General features: G+C 65.4%; 15 protein-coding genes. 6 read left to right on the forward strand and 9 right to left on the reverse strand.

The genetic code is table 11. The features are described from left to right. Positions 1-31 precede the first annotated feature (31 nt). The 3 genes from ACVMDN_RS00460 to mctP all read left to right on the forward strand — a co-directional run bounded on the left by ACVMDN_RS00460 (position 32) and on the right by mctP (position 2,835). Entirely contained in the window at positions 32-1,003 is a 972-nt protein-coding gene (locus tag ACVMDN_RS00460) for a tripartite tricarboxylate transporter substrate binding protein (protein ID WP_076827603.1), read from the forward strand. A 145-nt stretch (positions 1,004-1,148) separates the two neighbouring features. Next, entirely contained in the window at positions 1,149-1,334 is a 186-nt protein-coding gene (locus ACVMDN_RS00465) for a DUF3311 domain-containing protein (RefSeq protein ID WP_076827601.1), read from the forward strand. A gap of 10 nt (positions 1,335-1,344) precedes the next feature. After that, positions 1,345-2,835 carry a monocarboxylate uptake permease MctP gene (mctP, locus tag ACVMDN_RS00470; protein WP_076827599.1) on the forward strand — a complete coding sequence of 497 codons (1,491 nt, stop codon included), beginning with the start codon at positions 1,345-1,347 and terminating at the stop codon, positions 2,833-2,835. Here the strand turns inward: mctP and ACVMDN_RS00475 are convergent. Continuing rightward, positions 2,806-6,282, reverse strand: coding sequence for an indolepyruvate ferredoxin oxidoreductase family protein (locus ACVMDN_RS00475; protein ID WP_141339599.1), 3,477 nt, complete (start codon positions 6,280-6,282; stop codon positions 2,806-2,808). The two genes, mctP and ACVMDN_RS00475, sit on opposite strands and share 30 nt — an antisense overlap. Before the next feature lie 157 nt (positions 6,283-6,439). Here ACVMDN_RS00475 and ACVMDN_RS00480 point away from each other — a divergent pair, with 157 nt between their 5' ends. After that, the gene (locus ACVMDN_RS00480) at positions 6,440-6,895 is read left to right on the forward strand and encodes an Lrp/AsnC family transcriptional regulator (RefSeq protein ID WP_057015467.1); all 456 of its coding nucleotides are present in this window, start codon (positions 6,440-6,442) and stop codon (positions 6,893-6,895) included. Positions 6,896-7,194: 299 nt separating this feature from the next. Here ACVMDN_RS00480 and ACVMDN_RS00485 read toward each other — a convergent pair whose 3' ends face one another. After that, positions 7,195-7,695 carry a hypothetical protein gene (locus tag ACVMDN_RS00485; protein WP_076827596.1) on the reverse strand — a complete coding sequence of 167 codons (501 nt, stop codon included), beginning with the start codon at positions 7,693-7,695 and terminating at the stop codon, positions 7,195-7,197. Between the two features lie 57 nt (positions 7,696-7,752). Next, the gene (locus ACVMDN_RS00490) at positions 7,753-8,106 is read right to left on the reverse strand and encodes a hypothetical protein (protein ID WP_310885481.1); all 354 of its coding nucleotides are present in this window, start codon (positions 8,104-8,106) and stop codon (positions 7,753-7,755) included. 191 nt (positions 8,107-8,297) lie between these two features. On the opposite strand from ACVMDN_RS00490, the gene ACVMDN_RS00495 reads away from it, so the two are divergent. Then, positions 8,298-9,218, forward strand: a complete 921-nt coding sequence (locus ACVMDN_RS00495) for a LysR family transcriptional regulator (protein WP_076827592.1) — start codon at positions 8,298-8,300, stop codon at positions 9,216-9,218. Between the two features lie 54 nt (positions 9,219-9,272). Here ACVMDN_RS00495 and ACVMDN_RS00500 read toward each other — a convergent pair whose 3' ends face one another. From ACVMDN_RS00500 to ACVMDN_RS00520, 5 genes are all read right to left on the reverse strand, one after another. Then, positions 9,273-9,518, reverse strand: a complete 246-nt coding sequence (locus ACVMDN_RS00500) for a hypothetical protein (protein WP_244558804.1) — start codon at positions 9,516-9,518, stop codon at positions 9,273-9,275. Then, positions 9,454-10,329 (reverse strand): serine hydrolase domain-containing protein, encoded by an 876-nt coding sequence (locus tag ACVMDN_RS00505; protein WP_244558803.1) that lies wholly within the window; start codon positions 10,327-10,329, stop codon positions 9,454-9,456. The genes ACVMDN_RS00500 and ACVMDN_RS00505 overlap by 65 nt, the downstream gene beginning before the upstream one ends. Positions 10,330-10,812: 483 nt before the next feature. Beyond that, positions 10,813-11,598 carry a fumarylacetoacetate hydrolase family protein gene (locus ACVMDN_RS00510; RefSeq protein WP_076827590.1) on the reverse strand — a complete coding sequence of 262 codons (786 nt, stop codon included), beginning with the start codon at positions 11,596-11,598 and terminating at the stop codon, positions 10,813-10,815. A gap of 12 nt (positions 11,599-11,610) precedes the next feature. Next, on the reverse strand, positions 11,611-12,975 hold the full coding sequence (locus ACVMDN_RS00515) for an LLM class flavin-dependent oxidoreductase (RefSeq protein ID WP_076827588.1): 1,365 nt from the start codon (positions 12,973-12,975) through the stop codon (positions 11,611-11,613). A gap of 24 nt (positions 12,976-12,999) precedes the next feature. After that, entirely contained in the window at positions 13,000-14,052 is a 1,053-nt protein-coding gene (locus ACVMDN_RS00520) for an Ldh family oxidoreductase (RefSeq protein WP_057015461.1), read from the reverse strand. Positions 14,053-14,455: 403 nt separating this feature from the next. Between ACVMDN_RS00520 and ACVMDN_RS00525 the strand changes: the two genes are divergently transcribed. Beyond that, a complete protein-coding gene (locus ACVMDN_RS00525; protein WP_456835785.1) occupies positions 14,456-18,571 on the forward strand; it encodes a bifunctional diguanylate cyclase/phosphodiesterase in 4,116 nt (1,371 codons plus the stop codon). On the opposite strand, the gene ACVMDN_RS00530 is transcribed toward ACVMDN_RS00525, so the two are convergent. Beyond that, on the reverse strand, positions 18,545-18,886 hold the full coding sequence (locus ACVMDN_RS00530; protein ID WP_076827584.1) for a hypothetical protein: 342 nt from the start codon (positions 18,884-18,886) through the stop codon (positions 18,545-18,547). The two genes, ACVMDN_RS00525 and ACVMDN_RS00530, sit on opposite strands and share 27 nt — an antisense overlap. Positions 18,887-18,926: the final 40 nt, after the last annotated feature.

Genomic DNA, 18,926 nt, shown 5'->3' on the forward strand with positions numbered 1-18,926 from the left:
ATGAAGATCGCCTCACCTGCCGGGGTCCGTCATGCCGTTTCGTCTCCTCGCATCACTCCTGTTCGCGCTCGCAGCAAACCTGCTGCTGCAACTGCCGGCGCGCGCCGCCTATCCCGACCACATCGTCAAGATCGTGGTGCCGTTCGCGCCGGGCGGCGGCACCGATGTCGTGGCGCGGACGCTGGCGCAGGAGATGCAGAAGGATCTCGGCGTCACCGTCATCATCGAGAACAAGCCGGGGGCGGGCACCATCATCGGCACGCAGAGCGTCGCGGCGAGCCCATCCGACGGCTACACGCTGCTGATGGCGACCTTCGCCAACGCGGTCAATCCGAGCCTCTACAGCAAGCTGCCTTATGATGCGCACAAGGATTTTGCGCCCGTGGCGCTGGTGGCGCGCTCCTTCAACGTCGTTGTGGTCAATCCCGCTTCGCCGATCAAGTCGATTGCCGATCTGATCGCGGCCGCGAAGGCCGATCCGGAAAAGCTGTCCTACGGCACCTATGGCACCGGCACCTCGGCGCATCTCGCCGGCGAACTGTTCAAGCACATGGCCGGGGTCAATCTCACGACCGTTCCCTACAAGGGCGCGGCGCCTGCCATCACCGACCTCTTGGGTGGCCAGATCCAGGTAATGTTCACCACGGTGGCAAGCTGCGCCTCGCTGGTCGAGGCCGGGCAGCTGCGCGCGATCGGAGTGACGTCGGCCGAACGCTCGCCTGCGTTCCCGCAATTGCCGACGGTCTCGGAAGCCGGCGCCTCCGGCTATGTCGCCGAATCCTGGTACGGCCTCTACGTGCCGGCGAATACGCCGACCGACATCATCGACCGCCTCAACAGATCGGCGGCCAAGGCCGTGCAGGCGGAGGCCTTCAAGAAGCTCAGCGTCAATGAGGGCCTCGTGATGGTGGCCTCTCCTCCGGCCGAGCTCGACCGCTACTTTGCCGGCGAGGAGGCGCGCTGGCGCAAGGTGATAAAGGACGCCGGCATCAAGGCCGAATAGGCGGCATGCGCCAGGTGACGATCACATCTTTTTGCGTCGCATTGCCGTAACCGTGATTCTAGACGCAACGGACCGGTTCCTGGATCGTTGCCATGATCAGCGGAACCTCCCGCCTTGAGCTGTGTCTTCCGTCAAAGAGTAGGCCATGTGGATTTTGTTGCTGCTGCCGTTCATCGGCTTGCTGTGCGTGCCGTTCTATAATTTCGTCGAGCCGTCGCTGTTCGGCTTTCCCTTCTTCTACTGGTACCAGCTCGCCTGGGTGCCGATCTCCTCGCTCTTGATCTGGCTGGTCTATCGCAGCCGCCGGCCCGATACCGACGAGCCGCGGTGAGGGGACAGCCATGACCGATCACATCGCCTGGGTGGCGCTCTCCGTCTTCATCTTCTTTTTCGCGCTCGTCACCGTGATGGGCTTCTTCGCGGCGCGCTGGAAATCCGGCCCGGTCAGCGAGCATCTCGACGAATGGGGCCTCGGCGGTCGCCAGTTCGGCACCTGGATCACCTGGTTCCTGGTCGGCGGCGATTTCTACACCGCCTACACCGTGATCGCGGTGCCGGCGCTGGTCTACGCGGTCGGTGCCTACGGCTTCTTCGCGCTGCCCTACACCATCATCGTCTATCCCTTCGTGTTCGCTGTCATGCCGGTGCTGTGGAAGAAGGCGCATGCGAACGGCTACGTCACCGCCGCCGATGTCGTCCACGGCGCCTATGGCTCGCGCGCGCTCGAGCTCGCGGTGGCGCTGACCGGCCTGGTCGCGACCATGCCCTACATCGCGTTGCAGCTGATCGGCATGGAGGTCGTGATCAAGGCGATGGGGCTATCCGGCGAACTGCCGATCATCGCCGCCTTCGTGATCCTCGCGCTCTATACCTATAGCTCCGGCCTGCGCGCGCCGGCGCTGATCGCCTTCGTCAAGGACATCATGATCTACATCGTGGTGCTGGCCGCCGTGGTCGTGGTGCCCGCGAAGCTCGGCGGCTACGGCGCGGTGTTCTCGGCCGCCAACGACGCCTTCACGGCGAAGGGCGGCGCCACCGGCCTGACGTTGAAGCCCGGACAGTATCTGCCCTATGCGACGCTGGCGCTGGGCTCGGCGCTCGCCGCCTTCATGTACCCGCACACGCTGACCGGCATCTTCGCCTCGAAGTCGGCGGATACCATCCGCAAGAATGCGATCCTGCTGCCGGCCTATACGCTCTTGCTCGGCCTGATCGCGCTGCTCGGCTACATGGCCTATGCCGCCGGCATCAAGGTGACTTCGCCGAACGACGTGGTGCCGATGCTGTTCAAGACGCTGTTCCCGGAATGGTTCGCGGGCTTTGCGTTCTCGGCGATCGCGATCGGCGCGCTGGTGCCGGCGGCGGTGATGAGCATCGGCGCCGCCAACCTGTTCACGCGCAATGTCTGGAAGTCCTACGTCAACCCGGACATCTCGCACGCCGGTGAGGCGTCGGTGGCGAAGATCACATCGCTGGTGGTCAAGGTCGGTGCGCTCGCCTTCATCTTGTTCCTGCCGACGCAATATGCGCTCGACCTGCAACTGCTTGGCGGCCTCTGGATCGTGCAGACGCTGCCGGCGCTGGTGTTCGGGCTGTTCACCGTCTGGTTCCGCGCCGAAGGGCTGCTGCTCGGCTGGGCGGTCGGCATCGGCTGGGGCACGTATACGGCGTGGAGCAACGGGCTGAAGCCGCTCGCCAGCATCTCGCTCGGCGATGCCAGCTACAGCTTCTATGTCGGCCTCGGCGCGTTGCTGCTCAACATCGTCGTGGCGGTGCTCGCGACTGTCGTGGTCGGCCTGATATCACCCGCCAAGCGCCGCGCGGCGGCCTGAGCCGTCGCCTTGGTCTGACGGGGCGGAGGCAAGTCGCGCGGTGAGCCGCGCAACCTCCGCCCTGGTCTTTTCGATCGCGGCGTCTTTCACCGACCCATAGCCGCGGATCTCCATCGGCGCCTTTGCCAGCGCGACGAGATCGGGCAGCCGTGCCTTGTCGAGCTTGCCGAGCATGGTCTCGATCAGCGCCTCATACCAGGTAATCAGCTCGCGCTCGGTGCGGCGCTCCGCGGCGTAGCCGAACAGGTCGAAGGGTGTGCCGCGCAGCCCTTTCAGGCTCGCGAGCAACCGCAGCGGCGTCTGGATCCACTGTCCGAACGCGCGCTTCCTCGGCCGTCCCCGTGCATCGCGCCGCGCTGGCAGGAACGGCGGCGCAAGGTGATATTGCACCGTGAAGTCGCCGTCGAATTCCTGGCTGAGCTCGTCGAGGAAGCCGCTCTGCATATGCAGCCGCGCCACTTCGTATTCGTCCTTGTAAGCCATCAGCTTGAACAGCGACCGGGCCACGGCGTCGGTCAAGGTCTCGCTGCTGAGCGCCACTTCGGCGCGACGCACGCGGTAGATTGTCGCCCGATAGCGCGCGGCATAGGCCTCGTCCTGATACGCCCTGAGGAAATCGGCGCGCCTCGCGATCACCTGCTCCAGCGTCTCCGGGACATCGGCCGCAGCACCGTCGGCCTTCGGCAAGAACTCCGGATCGGCGAAGGCGATCCGGCCCCAGGCCAGCGCCTGCCTGTTGCGCTCGATGGCGACGCCGTTCAATTCGATCGCGCGCGTCAGCGCCTCCAGCGAGACCGGCACCAGGCCCTGCTGCCAGGCGAAGCCGAGCATCATGATGTTGGCAAAGACGCTGTCGCCGAGCAGCCGCTCGGCCAGCGCGTTGGCGTCGATCATGGTGAGGTTGCCCGACCCGATCACTCGCTCGATCGCGCGCAAGCGAACCGGCGAGGCGAGGTCGGCATCGCGAAAGCGCACCACGTCGCCGGTCGGCATCTCGGCGATATTGACCGCGGCGCGCATTCCCTTGCGATAGGTGCCGGATGCTTTTGCCGACGAGCTCACCACGAGGTCGCAACCGATCAGCGCGTCAGCCGCGCCCTGGTCGATCCGCACCTGATGCAGCGCGTCGGGCGTAACCGCCAGCCGCAGGTAGCTCAGCACGGGGCCGAACTTCTGCGCAAAACCGGTGAAGTCGAGCACCGAGACGCCGCGGCCCTCGAGATGCGCGGCCATCGCGATCAATGCGCCGACCGTGATGACGCCGGTGCCGCCGACGCCGGTGACAAGGAGATCATAGGGCCGCTCCAGTCCCGCAAGCTCCGGTACCGGCAGCGCGGCTGCGCGCGCCAGCGGATCGATCGCGCTCGCGCTCTTCGCCCGCCGCTTGCCGCCCTCGATGGTGACGAAGCTCGGGCAGAAGCCGTTGAGACAGGAAAAGTCCTTGTTGCAGGTTGAGAGGTTGATCCGGCGCCTGCGGCCGAACGGCGTTTCCTTCGGCTCGACGCTGAGGCAGTTGGATTCCACCGAGCAGTCGCCACAGCCCTCGCAGACGAGGTCGTTGATGTAGGCGAAGCGCGCGGGATCCCCGATCGTGCCGCGCTTGCGCCGCCGCCGCTTCTCGGTGGCGCAGGTCTGCTGATAGATCAGCACGGTGACGCCGGGAATTGCGCGCAGCTCGCGCTGCACGGCATCCATCGCCTCGCGCGGATGGATGGTGACGCCGGCGGGCAGATCCACCGGCGAGAAATGCGCGGGATCGTCCGACACCAGCGCGATCCGCGCGACGCCCTCGGCGCGGACAGAGTGCGCGATCGCCTGCACGCTGACCGGGCCGTCGACCGGCTGGCCGCCGGTCATCGCCACCGCGTCATTGAACAGGATCTTGTAGGTGATGTTGGCTTTCGCAGAGATCGCCTGCCGGATCGCCATCGAGCCGGAGTGATAGTAGGTGCCTTCGCCGAGATTCTGGAAGACGTGGCTGTTGCCGGTGAATTTCGATGACGCCGCCCAGTTGACGCCTTCGCCGCCCATCTGGATCAGCGACGAGGTCTCGCGGTCCATCCAGCTTGCCATGAAATGGCAGCCGATGCCGGCCAGCGCCTTGGAGCCCTCGGGCACTTTCGTCGAGGTGTTATGCGGGCAGCCCGAGCAGAAATACGGCGTACGGGTCGCGCCCGGCACCGCGATCATGCGGTCCTGTTCGGGCACCAGCGCGGCAACGCGGCGAGCGAGTTGCAATTCCGGAAACATCGGGTCGAGCCGGCGCGCCAGCACGTCGGCGAGCATGCGCGGCGACAATTCGCCGGTCCAGGAGATCAGCCGCGCGCCGCTCTCGTCATGTTTGCCGACCATCCGGTCCGGCTTGGCGCCGGGATAGTCGTAGAAATACTCCTTGAACTGGCTCTCGATGATGCCGCGCTTCTCCTCGACCACGAGGATCTCGCGCTTGCCTTTCACGAACTCCATCGCATCGTGCAGCGCCAGCGGCCACACCATGCCGATCTTGTAGATGTCGATGCCGAAGCGGCGGCACGCGGCTTCATCCAGCCCGACCAACCGCAGCGCCTCCATCAGATCGAGATGCGCCTTGCCCGTGGTGACGATGCCGTAGCTCGCATCCTTGATGTCGTAGATGTGGCGATCGATCGGATTGGCTTTCGCGAAGGCGTAGACCGCGTGCTTCTTCGCCTCCAGCCGTTCCTCGATCTGCGGGCCCGGCAGATCCGGCCAGCGATAATGCAGGCCGCCGGGCGGCGGCACGAAATCCGGTTGCACGAAACGGCGCGGCGGCCGCAGCTCGACCGAGGCGCCGGACTCCACGATCTCCGAGATCGCCTTGAAGCCGACCCACATGCCGGAGAACCGGCTCAGCGCGTACCCATACTCGCCGAATGCGAGATATTCGCCGATATCGGCCGGATGCAGCGTCGGCATGAACCAGCTCATGAAGGCGACGTCGGACTGATGAGGCATCGAGGACGACACGCAGCCATGGTCGTCGCCCGCGACGACGAGCACGCCGCCACGCGGCGAGGAGCCATAGGCATTGCCGTGCTTCAGCGCATCGCCGGAACGGTCGACGCCGGGGCCCTTGCCGTACCAAAGGGCGAACACGCCATCGACCTCGCGATCTCTTTGCGTCTCGACCTGCTGCGAGCCGAGTACGGCGGTCGCCGCGAGGTCCTCATTCACCGCGGGCAGGAATTCGATGCGGCTGTCCTTGAGCTGCTCGCCGATCTTCCACAGTTCGAGATCGACGCCGCCGAGCGGCGAGCCGCGATAGCCGGAGATGAAGCCCGCGGTGTTGAGGCCGGCAGCGCGGTCGCGCCGCGCCTGGTCGAGCACGATGCGGACGATCGCTTGCGTGCCGGTGAGGAAGACGCGGCCGCGGTCGCGGCTGTAGCGCTCGGACAGCTGATAGGCGTCGAGCAACGGCATCTGGCCCATGACTGACCTCTCCGGGATTCGCGATGTCTGATCCGACAAGGCTATGCCTGTGGGCGTGGTAGGTCTTACCTATCCATTCATTTGTCGCGGAAAAATCGGCAGGATATTGCTGAGAACGATGTAGTTCGGTAGGATCTACCAAATCGAGGGCCTCGCAATGGTCGAAGAGCAGGACGAGAAAATCCTCGCCGAACTGCAGAAGGACGGCCGCGCCACCAACCAGCAGCTTGCGGAAACCGTCGGGATGTCGACCTCGGCGTGCTGGCGCCGGGTTCGTGCGCTGGAAGAGTCCGGTGTCATCTCGGGCTATTCGGCGCTGGTCGCGCGCGAGCGCGCAGGCTTTGCGACCTCGGCGATCCTGCACGTTTCGCTCGAGCGCCACGACGTCAAATTCGTCGACGAGTTCGTCGCGCGGGTGATGAAGCGCCGCGAAGTGCTGGAATGCTTCGCGACCACCGGCGACGCCGACTATCATCTGCGCGTCGTGGTGCGCGACATGGACGCCTACAACAAATTCCTCGACGAGTTCATGTTCCGCATTCCCGGTATCCGCCACGTCCGCACCAACGTGATCCTGAAGGAGATCAAGACCGGCGTGGCGTTGCCGTTTTGAGGTGACGACGATGATGGGGCCGCGCGCTCAATTTTGTCCCGTCACCCTGAGGAGGCCGCGTAGCGGCCGTCTCGAAGGGCGAACGGCCTTCCAGCCCGGCCGTGCATCCTTCGAGGCTCGCCCAGCGGCGCAAGTGCGCCGCAAGGCTCGCACCTCCAGCGACAAAGGCGAAGCCTTTGCGCGGGGATGACGGTCGAACCAGTCGGTAGGATGGGTAGAGCGAAGCGAAACCCATCCTGGTGCCGCGGGTTCGACTTGATGGGTTTCGCTACGCTCTACCCATCCTACGAAGATACGGGTCATGCTGCCTGTTCTGTCGACTTGGTCTTCAACAGAATCATGAACACCATGACATGGCTGACCAGCAGCAGCGGCACATAGAGCGCCGGAATATAGATGCCGGCGCCGAACAGGCCGGGATCGCCGATCTTCACGCCGTTGTAATAGGCGTTGAGAAGGTCCAGCGTGCCCCAGATGTTGAAGACCCAGACGATCGGAATCGCGATCGCCCACCGCCAGGACAGCGCCGCCATCGCAAGCAGCGCGAGAACGGCGGCGACGAGATCGCCCCATCCGACCTCGCTTGCGAAATCCGTGCTCAACTGCGGCGACACGAACCCGGCCACCATGAAGTTCATGCCCAGGAACCTGAACGCATGGAACGCTGCGAGCAGTCGGAGCGCGTTGTCACGTGGCATCGCGCGGATCGCCGGCCAGACGTAGGTGACGGCCACGACGGCACTTGTCAGAAACCCGCCGGCGACGCTGAGGACGAATGGAAGATTGAAGCCCGGGGGCATCGGCGGATTTCCTTGTTGTCGATCGGTTCGGTTGGCTTGCGTTCAGGACCTTGACGCTCAGGGCTTGGCGACGAGCAGGCGGAGCGGCAGCAGCGGGCCGACCCCGATGTACTCGTGATCCATCAGATCGAGCTTGGACAACGGCAGCCCTTCCATGATCGCGTGCGCCTCGGATACATCCTTGGCGTCGAGCAGCAAGACCACGCCGCGCCCGTCGGAGCGCGAATACCATTCGCGAATCTTGCCGTTGAGATAGAGCTGCACGGTCTGCCGGATTTCGTCCGGCATCACGGCCATCACCTGATCGCGGGTGACGCCGGCTTTCGCAGTGAGGATGACCATCACGCCTGTGGTGATGGTGGAGGCGGCTTGTGCCTGTACTTGGGCTTGAGCAGGGGAGGGAGCGGTCATGATGGTGGCGCCTGTCAGAGTGAGGGTGAGAGCCAGGATTGTGTGACGGATTGCTTGCATCGGTCGCATGTCTCCGTTCACGACGGATGTCGTGATGTCGCGTGAGCAGCGCGCGTCGCGTTGCTGCCGCTTGTGGCTCCGATGTAAGGCAGCTTTCCGCGAGCGACTATTCGCGATAATGTTCACGGGCCATGAAGCAGAACTTCACAGTCCGGCAGGGCGCGCTCGACGGCGTCGAGGCATTCCTTGCCGTCGCCCAGCACCGCAGTTTTCGCCGTGCGGCGGCCGAGCTCGGCGTCACGCCATCGGCGATCAGCCAGGCGGTGCGCGCCCTCGAGGCGCGCCTCGGCGCGGTGCTGTTCATCCGCACCACCCGCAGCGTCGGACTGACCGACGCCGGCGAACGGTTTCTGGCGCGCGCAAGACCGGCATTCGAGGAGCTGGTCGCGGCGAGCGGGGCGGCGCGGGAGCTCGGGCAGAAGCCCGCCGGGCTGTTGCGTCTCACCGTGCCGCGCTCGGTGGTGCCGATCCTGCTCGAGCCGCTGATCGCCTCGTTCTGCAAGGCCTATCCCGAGATCGAGGTCGAGCTCGCCGCCAGCGAGGAATTGGTCGACCTCGCCGCCGGCGGCTTCGATGCGGGCATCCGGATGGGCCAGTTCATCAATCCGGACATGGTCGCGGTGCGCCTGACCAAGCCGTTCCCGTTCGCCATCGTCGGCAGCCCGGACTATCTCGCGCGCCGCGGCCGCCCCAAGCGGCCGGACGATCTGCGCGCGCACGCGTGCCTGCGGCTCCGGCGGTCGAACGGAGGGCTCGCGCCGTGGTCGCTGAACGACAATGGCCGTTCGATCGAGCTTGCCGTGTCGGGATCCTTCATCGGCCATGATTTTCCGACGCTGGTCGGCGCCGCCATCGAAGGCGTGGGCCTCGCGCAAGTCCCCGCACCGCTGATATCAGGCGCCGTCAAGGAGAAGAAGCTCGTCCGCGTGCTGGAGCCATTCGCGCCGACGACGCCGGGCGTGTTCCTCTACTATCCCGGCCATCGCCAGATCATGCCGAAGCTGCGCGCCTTCATCGATCACGTGAAGAGCAGGCCGCGGGCCGCGCGGTGAGGAGAGCCCGGATTTGCATTGCTCGTTCACGTCATCTCGGAATGACGGGAGGGTCTAGGCGCGCTTCTGAGGATGCCAGTCAGGCACCGTCTTGACCATGTGCCAGACCAGCAGGTCGAGGGCGCGGGTCATGCCTTCCCGCGACCTGGTATTGGTGAACGCCGACCAGCAGAAATCGCCGCTGGTTCGCACCGAGATCGTCGTCGTTCCGTCCAACAGGCCGCTGTGCCACCAATTATTGTTCGCGGTGACGAACAGGCCCTTGGCGTAGCGGGGGTTGATGGCGCTGGGGGTGCTCATGACGCGGAGGCTGTCGGTCGGTCAGCAGCTGCTCAGTGTCCTTGAAGCCGTCGATATGGACGAACAGCGTCGTCAAATCGCCCGGCGTCGCAATCCAGCCGCCGTGCGAATCCATCCGGGCGACGTTCATCCGGTACGGATCGCCGGTCTGGCTGTAGTATTTCACTTCGTTGCTTGCGCGCTCGCCCAGCGTATTGCCGGCGATCTGCATGTCGGTGATGCCGCATCGCTTCAGGACGGCGTCCTTGATGTATTGCTCGTAGCTCTGGCCGCTCAGCTTTTCGATCACGCGGCCGAGGATGCAATAGCCGAAGTTCGAATAGGCATAGGCTTCGCCTGGCGGACTGGTGAGCGGCATATGCTCCAGCGTCCAGCTGATCAGTTCGCGATGCTTCAGGTTCTGGTTCATGAACATCGGATCGCGAGACTGGTTTCCCCAGGTCCCGGTGGTGTGGGTCAAGAGATGCTCGACCGTGATCTGCTCGACATGGGAGCGAGACGAGCCGGGTGGCATCAAGCTTGGCAGCGTGGGTGTCGTCGGATAGTCCTTGCCGAGAATGGAGCTTGCGCCGAACACATAGTCGCCGAGCCGCAATTTGCCGGCCTCGATCAGGGTGAAGATCCCGGTCGAGGTCACAGGCTTCGATATGCTCGCGATCCGGAAGCGGTGTTGCGGGGTCAATGCTTCGCCGGTCTCCCGATCCGCAACCCCGAACGCCTCGACATAAGCCGGCTTTCCCTTGATTGCGATCGCGATCGAAAGACCCGGTACATCGTAGTCCTTCATGAAGTCGGCGGCCAGGTCAGCCATCTGCTTGCGTTGCTCCGACGTCGGAAGCTCCGCGGGCTGCTCGGCAAGGGCGGTCGACGGCCCGCAAACGATCCCTGCGGCCGATAGCAGGGAGCCCTGAAGCAACGTTCGGCGTGAAAGTGGCATGGCTGACTTGTCTGATGAGTGCGCGCGGACCTTATTGCGCTTTGCCCTGTGTTGTCACGATGCGAACGGCTGTGTGATCACGTCACGATGGCCCGTCGGGCAAATGCCGTCGCGAGAATGCGAGTGTGTGATCCACCAGCGGCGCCACAAACTCGCCGTCGTGCCGGCGAAAGCCGGGACGACAAATGGAGAGAGAAGCGACCCGGTCCATCACCGTCATGCTGAGGTGCGAGCGCAGCGAGCCTCGAAGCACGACGGCCCGGCTCTCGACGCAAGGATGGAGCGGCGGCCGTGCATCCTTCGAGGCTCGCTTCGCGAGCACCTCAGGATGACGGCTCTAAAGTGGTGCAAGCCGCCTCACACCTTCTCCCTCACGAACCTGTTCCGCAGCGTGCCGATGCCGGTGATGTCGATCTCGACCACGTCGCCGTCCTTCAGGTCCGGCGAGGCGCCGTCGGTGCCCATCCAGATCACGTCGCCGGGCGACAGCGTGAAATATTTGGTCAGTTCGACGAGGAACGGGACGATGCCGAAGATCATCTCGTTGGTGTGGAAGCGGCCGGTTTCCTTGCCGTTGACGCGGATCGCGGTCTCCATGCGGTCGAGGTCGACATCGGTCTCGATCCACGGGCCCATCGGCTTGAAGGTATCGGCGTTCTTGGCACGCCACAGCCCGCGATCCGCCTTCTGCCAGCTGCGTTCGGAGACGTCGTTGCCGATGGTGTAGCCGAACACGCAGTCCATCGCGTTGGCCTCGGTCAGGTGCTTGGCGGTCTTGCCGATCACGACGACGAGCTCGCCCTCGTAATGGATCTTCTCGGTCGCGCTCGCGGGGATCACGACGTTCTCGTCATGGGCGATCAGCGCGTTCTGCGCGCGGTAGCCGATCTCGGGACGATCGGGAACGTTCGGCACGGTGCCGGCCTTGTCGGCGGCCTCTTTGAGGTGCTTCAAATAATTCAGCCCGACGCAGTAGAAGGTGCGCGGGATCAGCGGCAGCTCGATCTTGACGTCCTTCAACGCATGCGTCTTCGACGTCTTGCTCCATTCGCCGAACGGATCGCCGTTGACGGTGGTGACGGTGTCGCCCTCGACGAGGCCCCAGGATGTATTGCCTGCGGCGGTGAATTTCAGCCAGCGCATGATGATGTCCCTCTATTCCGCGGCCTGCGTGCGGGTCTTCCAGGCGCCCGCGGCCGGGCGCTTGAGCCCGAGATTTTCGCGCAGCGTCGTGCCGGCGTAGTCCTTGTGGAACAGCCCGCGCTTCTGCAGTTCGGGCACCACGTGGTTGACGAAGTCGGCATAGGAGCCCGGCACGTAGCTCGCCGCGACGACGAAGCCGTCGCAGCCGCGATTGACAAACATCTCCTCCAGCCGGTCGGCGATCTCCTTCGGGCCGCCGACCATCGCGTCCTGCACCTGGCCGCGGCCGGAGAAGGTGATGAAGTCGCGGGTCGAGGGATTGGTCTTGCCGGAGGTGCGCAGCACGCCGTCGCGGATGCCGAGCATGCCTTGCATGCCCTGCAACTCCTCGGTGGTTAGCGGCTCGTCGATCGGTTTGGCGCCGAAATCGAAGTTGAGGCCTTCGGCGAGCAGCGACAACGCGTCGATCTCGAGCGGCAGCTTCTGGATCACCGCCATCCGGTCCTCGGCCTCGGCCTTGGTCGCGCCGGTGACCGGCGTGATCAGATTGCAGAGGAACATCTGGTCGGGATCGCGCCCGGCCTTGGCGGCTTCGCCCCGGATCGCGTCATAGCCCTGCCTGGCATTGGCGAGGTTGCGCGCCGCGGTGAAGATCACCTCACCCCAACGCCCGGCAAAGCGCTGGCCGCGGCCGGAGGCGCCGGCCTGGATCACGACGGGATGGCCCTGCGGCGAGCGCGGCACCGTGAACGGGCCGCGCGAGGTGAAGAATGTGCCCTTGTGGTCGAGCCGCTTCACCTTGGTCGGATCGGCGAAGCGGCCGCTCTTCTTGTCGATCAGCAGCGAACCGTCTTCCCAGGCGTCCCAGTGGCCGAGCACCACCTCCATGAACTCGTCGGCGCGGTCATAGCGATGGTCGTGCTCGAGATGCTGCTCGCGGCCCATGTTGAGCGCTTCGCCGTCATTGACCGACGTCACCACGTTCCAGGCGGCGCGGCCACCCGTCATCAGGTCGAGCGTGGCGAAACGGCGGGCGACGTCGAACGGCTCGAAATAGGTGGTGGAGGCGGTCGAGGCGAGGCCGAGCTTGGTGGTGACCATGCCCATCGTGGTCAGCACCACGATCGGGTCCATCTTCACGCAGCGGATGCCGTATTCGACGGTGTGGGCGTGATCGTTGCCGTAGCGATCGGGCATTGCGAGGCGATCGTCGAAGAACGCCATGTGGAACTTGCCGCGCTCCAGGATGCGCGCGATCTCCTGATAGTAGTCCGCCGACATCGAATCGTCGCGCGATTCCGGGTGACGCCAGGAGCTCGGCAGGTTGGTGCAGTTCTGCGCCTGCAAAAAGCCAACCAGCGCCATTTGCCGTGTCATGTCGTTCTCCTGTGTCCGCAACTATCAGCGAAGGTCGAGCTCATCGGTGAGCTTGTAATCGGCGGCGAGCGCCTTGAGCTTGTCCCAGGTCGCATCCTCGATCTCGATGCCGTCCTTGCGCCGCTGCTGCTCGCGCAGATATTCGATCTCGCCGGGATAGAACACGCCGCGGCTCCCTTCCGAGGGCGGCGTCGATTTCAGGTAGCGGGCGAAGTCGGCGACCTCCTTCCTGAAGTCCATGAGCGGACGGAATGCGGCGACGTTGAACACCGCCATGAAGCAGCCGTCGTTGTGTCGGCCGGTCGGCTCGACGCCGAAGCCGAGCCCGGTCAGGAGGCCGCACAGCACCTCGATCATCGCGGCAAGGCCCGAGCCCTTGTAGCCTTCGCTGCCGCCGAGCGGCAGCAGCGCGCCGCCCTTGCGGTAGTCTTTCGGGTCAGTGGTGTCGCGCCCCTCGGCATCGATGATCCAACCCTTCGGGATGCTCTCGCCACGCGCCACCGCGAGCTGGATCTTGCCGGCGGCGACTGCCGAGGTCGCCATATCGAGATAGAATGGCGCCTCGAGGTCGGAGGGCACCGCGATCGAGAGCGGGTTGGTGCCGAGCCGGGCCTCGCGGCCGCCGAACGGCGCCACGTGTTTCGGCGAGCGGCCGGAATCGGCGGCCGCAATCCCGATCATGCCTTCGCGCATCGCCATCATCGGGTAATGCGCGAGCCGTCCGACGTGGCTTTGGCGGAACACCGTGCAGGCCGCGACATTGGCGGTCTTCGCCTTGTTGATGGTCATCTCCATCGCCTTGGCGTTGACGTGGAAGCCGAAGCCCCAATGACCGTCGATCACAGTCGTGGTCGGTGTCTCCTGCACGATGGTCCATTTCGCGCCGGGCACGATGTGGCCGGCCTTGATGCGGTCGATATAGGTCGGGATTGCGATCACGCCGTGGGAGTCGTGGCCGGCGAGGTTGGCGTTGACGCAGCCGGAGGCGACTGCGCTGGCTTCCTCCTCCGATGCGCCGGCACCCTTGAGGAGTGCCGCGCCGATGCGCGTGAGACGGTCGGCCTGGACGATCGGCATGGGATTTTCCTCGCGGTCTGCCCGCGTGATGCGCGGGTCGTGCTTGCTGTTGTCGACGTCATGCTCTCAAAGCGCCGAGGGGCGAGCAAGGGCAGAAAAATCCGGGCGGCCATACCGCCAGCAGGGTGCTCGCCGCCGCGATTTCACGGAGTGGAACGGGCGCGGTCGCGATGCGGAATTTGGCTGCTCGGGCGGCGCGAGCAGGACGTCCATCCGCGCCTCGCCACCCTCCGCCTCAGGCTGGCACACCGGTGTCCGTAATATCCCGGAAAACCGCCGCCGGCGTTCGTCAGCCGTTTACTTTGTCGTGCAACTTGCCGGATACGCTAACCACCACTTAGGCCTCTCGCGGGCAATGTTCCCTGCCAGATTGGAGGGGTTGGCCCCCGGGCCTTCAGGAATCGTGCAGTCGAGCATCGGGCGTACCTTCGCGGCGTTGAGTGCCACCAACGAAGCGATCCTGTACGCGAAATCACCAGAAGAATTGTACGGCAAGGTCTGCGAAGCCGCGTTCTCGAGCGGGAGCTTCCTGGCCGCGACCGTGTTTTTGCTGGAGCCGGATACCGGTCTCTTGAGGTTCGCGGCTGGCTACGGCGACGATGTCGCGCGACTATGCAGCATCACCATTTCCGCGATCGCCAACACCCCGGAGGGCGAAGGCGTGGCCGGCCGCGCGTTCCGCGACCAGAAGGCCTGCGTCCGCAACGACTATGTCAACGACGCTGTTTCGGCGGCTTGGCGCAGCGGCGCGGCAGCGGCCGGCGTCGGGGCGGCCGCCGCGGTGCCGCTGGTTTGCAACCGGCGCAGCGTCGGCGTCTTCATGGTGACGCGGCGCGAGATCAATTCGCTCAGCGACGAGGCCGTTTCGCTGCTGGAGCGCATGGCCGCGAACGTGTCCTTCGCGCTCGATAATTTCGACCACGAGGCCTCGCGCAAGAGCGGCGAGCGGGCGATGCGTCGGCTCAACCGCATGTTCGGTGCGATCAGCGCAACCAACGAGGCGATCCTTCGCGCCAAGACCGAGCACGATCTCTATCAGCGGGTCTGCGATGCCGCGGTGTTCAGCGGAAAGTCCTTCGCGACGGTGGTGCTGCTGGCCGAACCCGACACGCACTGGTTCGAGCCTGTCGCCGGCACCGGCGAGGCGCTCGACCTGATCACCCAGACGCGCTTCTCGACCGATCCGGACAACGTCTATGGCAAGGGGATTTGCGGCGAGGCGTTCCGGACCCAGCGGCCCTGCGTCGAGCACGACATCCCGATATCGATGGGCCCGTCGCATATGCCGATCGGCGGCAGCGGCCTGATGGCCTGCGTGGCGCTGCCGCTCACCCGGTTCGGCAAGAGCGTCGGCGTCCTGATTTTCTTCACCGGCAATTCCTGGGCGCGCGACGAGGAGATCATCGCGCTGCTCGCGGGGATCGCCGAGAATGTCTCGGTCGCGCTCGACAATTTCGGCCGTGCCACCGAAAAGGCCAAGGCCGACGCCGAGCGCGAGCGGCTGTCGCGGATGTTCGCGGCGCTGAGCGCGACCAACGAGGCGATCATGCGCGCGAGGTCGCGGCTCGAGATGTTCGAGCTGGTCTGCGCGGCGGCGGCGCATGGCGGCGGATTCAACTCCACCAGCATCCTGATCGCGAAGCCCGGCGACGATTTCCTGGAGATGATGGCGGTCGCGGGGCCTACCGCGGCAAATGCGCGCCGCCTCAACGTCTCGCGCAGCGAGGCTCGCCCCGAAGGGCGCGGCGTCTGCGGCCGGGCGTTCCGCTCGCGGCGCGCCTGCATCAACAACGATTTTCTGGGCGACGTCGCCAGCAATCCGTTCCGCGACGTCATCGACCGCGAGGATGCGCGATCGGGCGCGGCGTTCCCGTTGATCGTCGACGACGAGCCGGTCGGCGTGATGCTGTTCATCTCCGCCAAGCGCAACACCTTCTCGGCTGAATTCGCCGAGCTGCTGCAGCGGCTCGCCGACAACGTCTCCTATGCGCTCGGCAGCTTCGACCGTGCCGACGAGAAGGCGCGGACCGAGGAGCAGAAGGAGCGGCTGCGGCGGATGTTCGCGGCGCTGAGCGCGACCAACGAGGCGATCATGCGGGCGAAATCCCGCAGCGAACTGTTCGATCTGGTCTGCGATGCCGCGGCGGTCGGCGGCCAGTTCGTCTCGGCCACGATCAGGCTGGTGCGGCCGGGCGAGGTCTTCCTGGACAATGTGGCCGCCTCGGGCCCGGACCGGGTGCGGGCCCGAGAGGTTCAGCTGTCGGCCGACGCGACGCGTCCGGAGGGACAGACGCTGACCGGCGTTGCGATCCGCACGCGCAGGCCCTGCATCAGCAACGACTATCTCAGCGATTTCGGCCCCGAATCGCACGTCTATCCGGCCGTGCGCGACAGCGGCAGCAAATCGGGCGCAGCCCTGCCGCTGCTCAAGAACGGCGAGGCGATCGGCGCGCTGGTGTTTCTCTCCAGCGAGTTCGGCACCTTCAGCCCGGAGATGATGGCGCTGTTGCAGCGGCTTGCCGAGAACGTGTCGTTCGCGCTTGCCAATTTCGATCGCGCCGACGAGAAGGCGCGGGACGACGAGCAGAAGGAGCGGCTGTCGCGGATGTTCGCGGCGCTGAGCGCGACCAATGAGGCGATCATGCGGGCGAAGTCCCGCGCAGAATTGTATCGACTGGTCTGCGCGGCGGCGGCGACCGGCGGCAAGTTCACCTCGACTACGATCGCGCTGGCGCAGACCGGAAGCGACTATCTGCGGATCGTCGCGATTGCGGGGCCGGCGGCGGAGGGCGCGCGCCAGGTGACGCTCTCGACCAGCGAGGCGCACCCCGAGGGGCGCGGCGCCTGCGGTCGGGCGTTCCGCTCCGGCAAGGCGTGCATCATCAACGACTATTTTGCCGATCCCGAGACCGCCGCTTTCCATGAGCGCGCGCGGCTCGATGGAACGCAGTCCAGCGCCTCGTTTCCGCTTGTTGTCAGCGGGCAGGTGGTCGGGGTCATGATCTTCGTCGCGATCGACAAGGACACGTTCACGCCGGAGTTCGCCGAATTGCTGCAGCGCCTTGCCGACAATCTGGCGTTCGCGCTCGAGAGCTTCGATCGCGCCGATGAGAAACACAAGGCCGACGAGCGCATCGAATATCTTGCCTCGCACGACAGCCTGACCAATCTGCCGAACCGCGAGACGTTCAACGAGATGCTGCATCACGCGATCTCGGCGGCGGATCGCCATCGCCGGCAGCTCGCGGTGCTGTTCATCGATCTCGACCGCTTCAAGGTGATCAACGACTCGCTCGGCCACGACGCCGGCGACATGCTGCTGGTGGCGATCGCCGAGCGGCTGCGTGGATCGTTGCGCGCGAGCGACGTGGTGGCGCGGCTCGGCGGCGACGAGTTCGTGGTCATCCTCGAGGAAACCGCCGAACGCGACGACGTCGAGCGCATCGCCGGCGATCTTCTGGTTTCGCTCAGCCAGCCGCTGCAGCTCAGCGGGCATGAGTGCCACACCACGGCCTCGATCGGCATCGCGATGTATCCGGCCGATGGCTCGGACGTGCAGACGCTGACCAAGAATGCCGACATGGCGATGTATCTCGCCAAGGAAGACGGCAAGAATGGCTTCCGCTTCTTCTCCAACGAGATCAGGGCGCAGTCGATCGAGCGCTTGACGATGGAGAGCGCATTGCGCCGCGCACTCGAGCGCAAGCAATTCTCGCTCGACTATCAGCCCAAGGTGGACATGGCGAGCGGGCAGATCAGCGGCGTCGAGGCGCTGCTGCGCTGGACCCATCCCGAGCTTGGCAAGGTATCGCCGGGGCAGTTCATCCCGCTTGCCGAGGAGACCGGCCTGATCGTGCCGATCGGCCGCTGGGTGTTGAAGGAAGCCTGCGGGCAGAACATGGCGTGGCAGCGCTGCGGCCTCAGGGCCGTGACGATGGCGGTCAACCTTTCACCGCGGCAGTTCGGCGATCCGAACTTGCTCGACGACATCGACGCGGCGCTGGAGGAGAGCGGCATGTCGCCGGCGTTGCTCCAGCTCGAGGTCACCGAGAGCATGGTGATGTGCAACGTGACGCGTGCGGTGCGCGTGCTCGACGCGATCCAGAATCGCGGCATTCGGCTGGCGATCGACGATTTCGGCACCGGCTATTCATCGATGTCGCTGATGAAGCAGTTCCCGATCGACACCATCAAGATCGACCGCTCTTTCGTGCGCGACCTGCCCAATGATTCCGAGGACGTCGCGATCGCGCAGGCGATCATCTCGATGGGCAAGGCGCTTGGCATGACCATCGTCGCCGAGGGCGTCGAGACCTCCGAGCAGCAGGAGTTCCTGCGCGCCCATGCCTGCGACGAGATGCAGGGCTTCCTGTTCAGCCGGCCGCTGCCGCCGCGCGATCTCGCCGAATTGTTGAAGCCGTCGCAGGCAGAGGCGTCGCCGCCGTTGCAGCCGTCGCTGGATGGCGAGGCGACCAGCGAGGCCGGGCCGGATCTAGGGCGGAAACGCGCCGTCGTCTGACGGCTGCACGGGCAGGTCGCGAACGTCGGAATCGGTTGATGCGACCTTGCGCGAGAAATCATAGGGCCACGGCAGGATGTCCTGGCCGGCCAACGTCTGGCGCAACACAACGGCAGCCTCCGCAAAGCTCGCGCCGTCGGCAAGGCGGAGCTGGCGGCTCCAGGCGGATGGCAGCGGTTCGGCGGCATCGCGCATCTCGAATGCCGGCCCCCACCACCAGGCCGGAGCGGGCGGCCGTTCCGGTTCCGCAATGGCGCGCCAGCGCGCGAACTCGTCGACGATGCGGGCAAATTGCAGCTTGGCGGCGGGATGCATCGAAGGCCCTTCCTTGGGCCGGGATGATAGCATCGCTCCC

This window comes from Bradyrhizobium sp. USDA 4510, assembly GCF_054059095.1.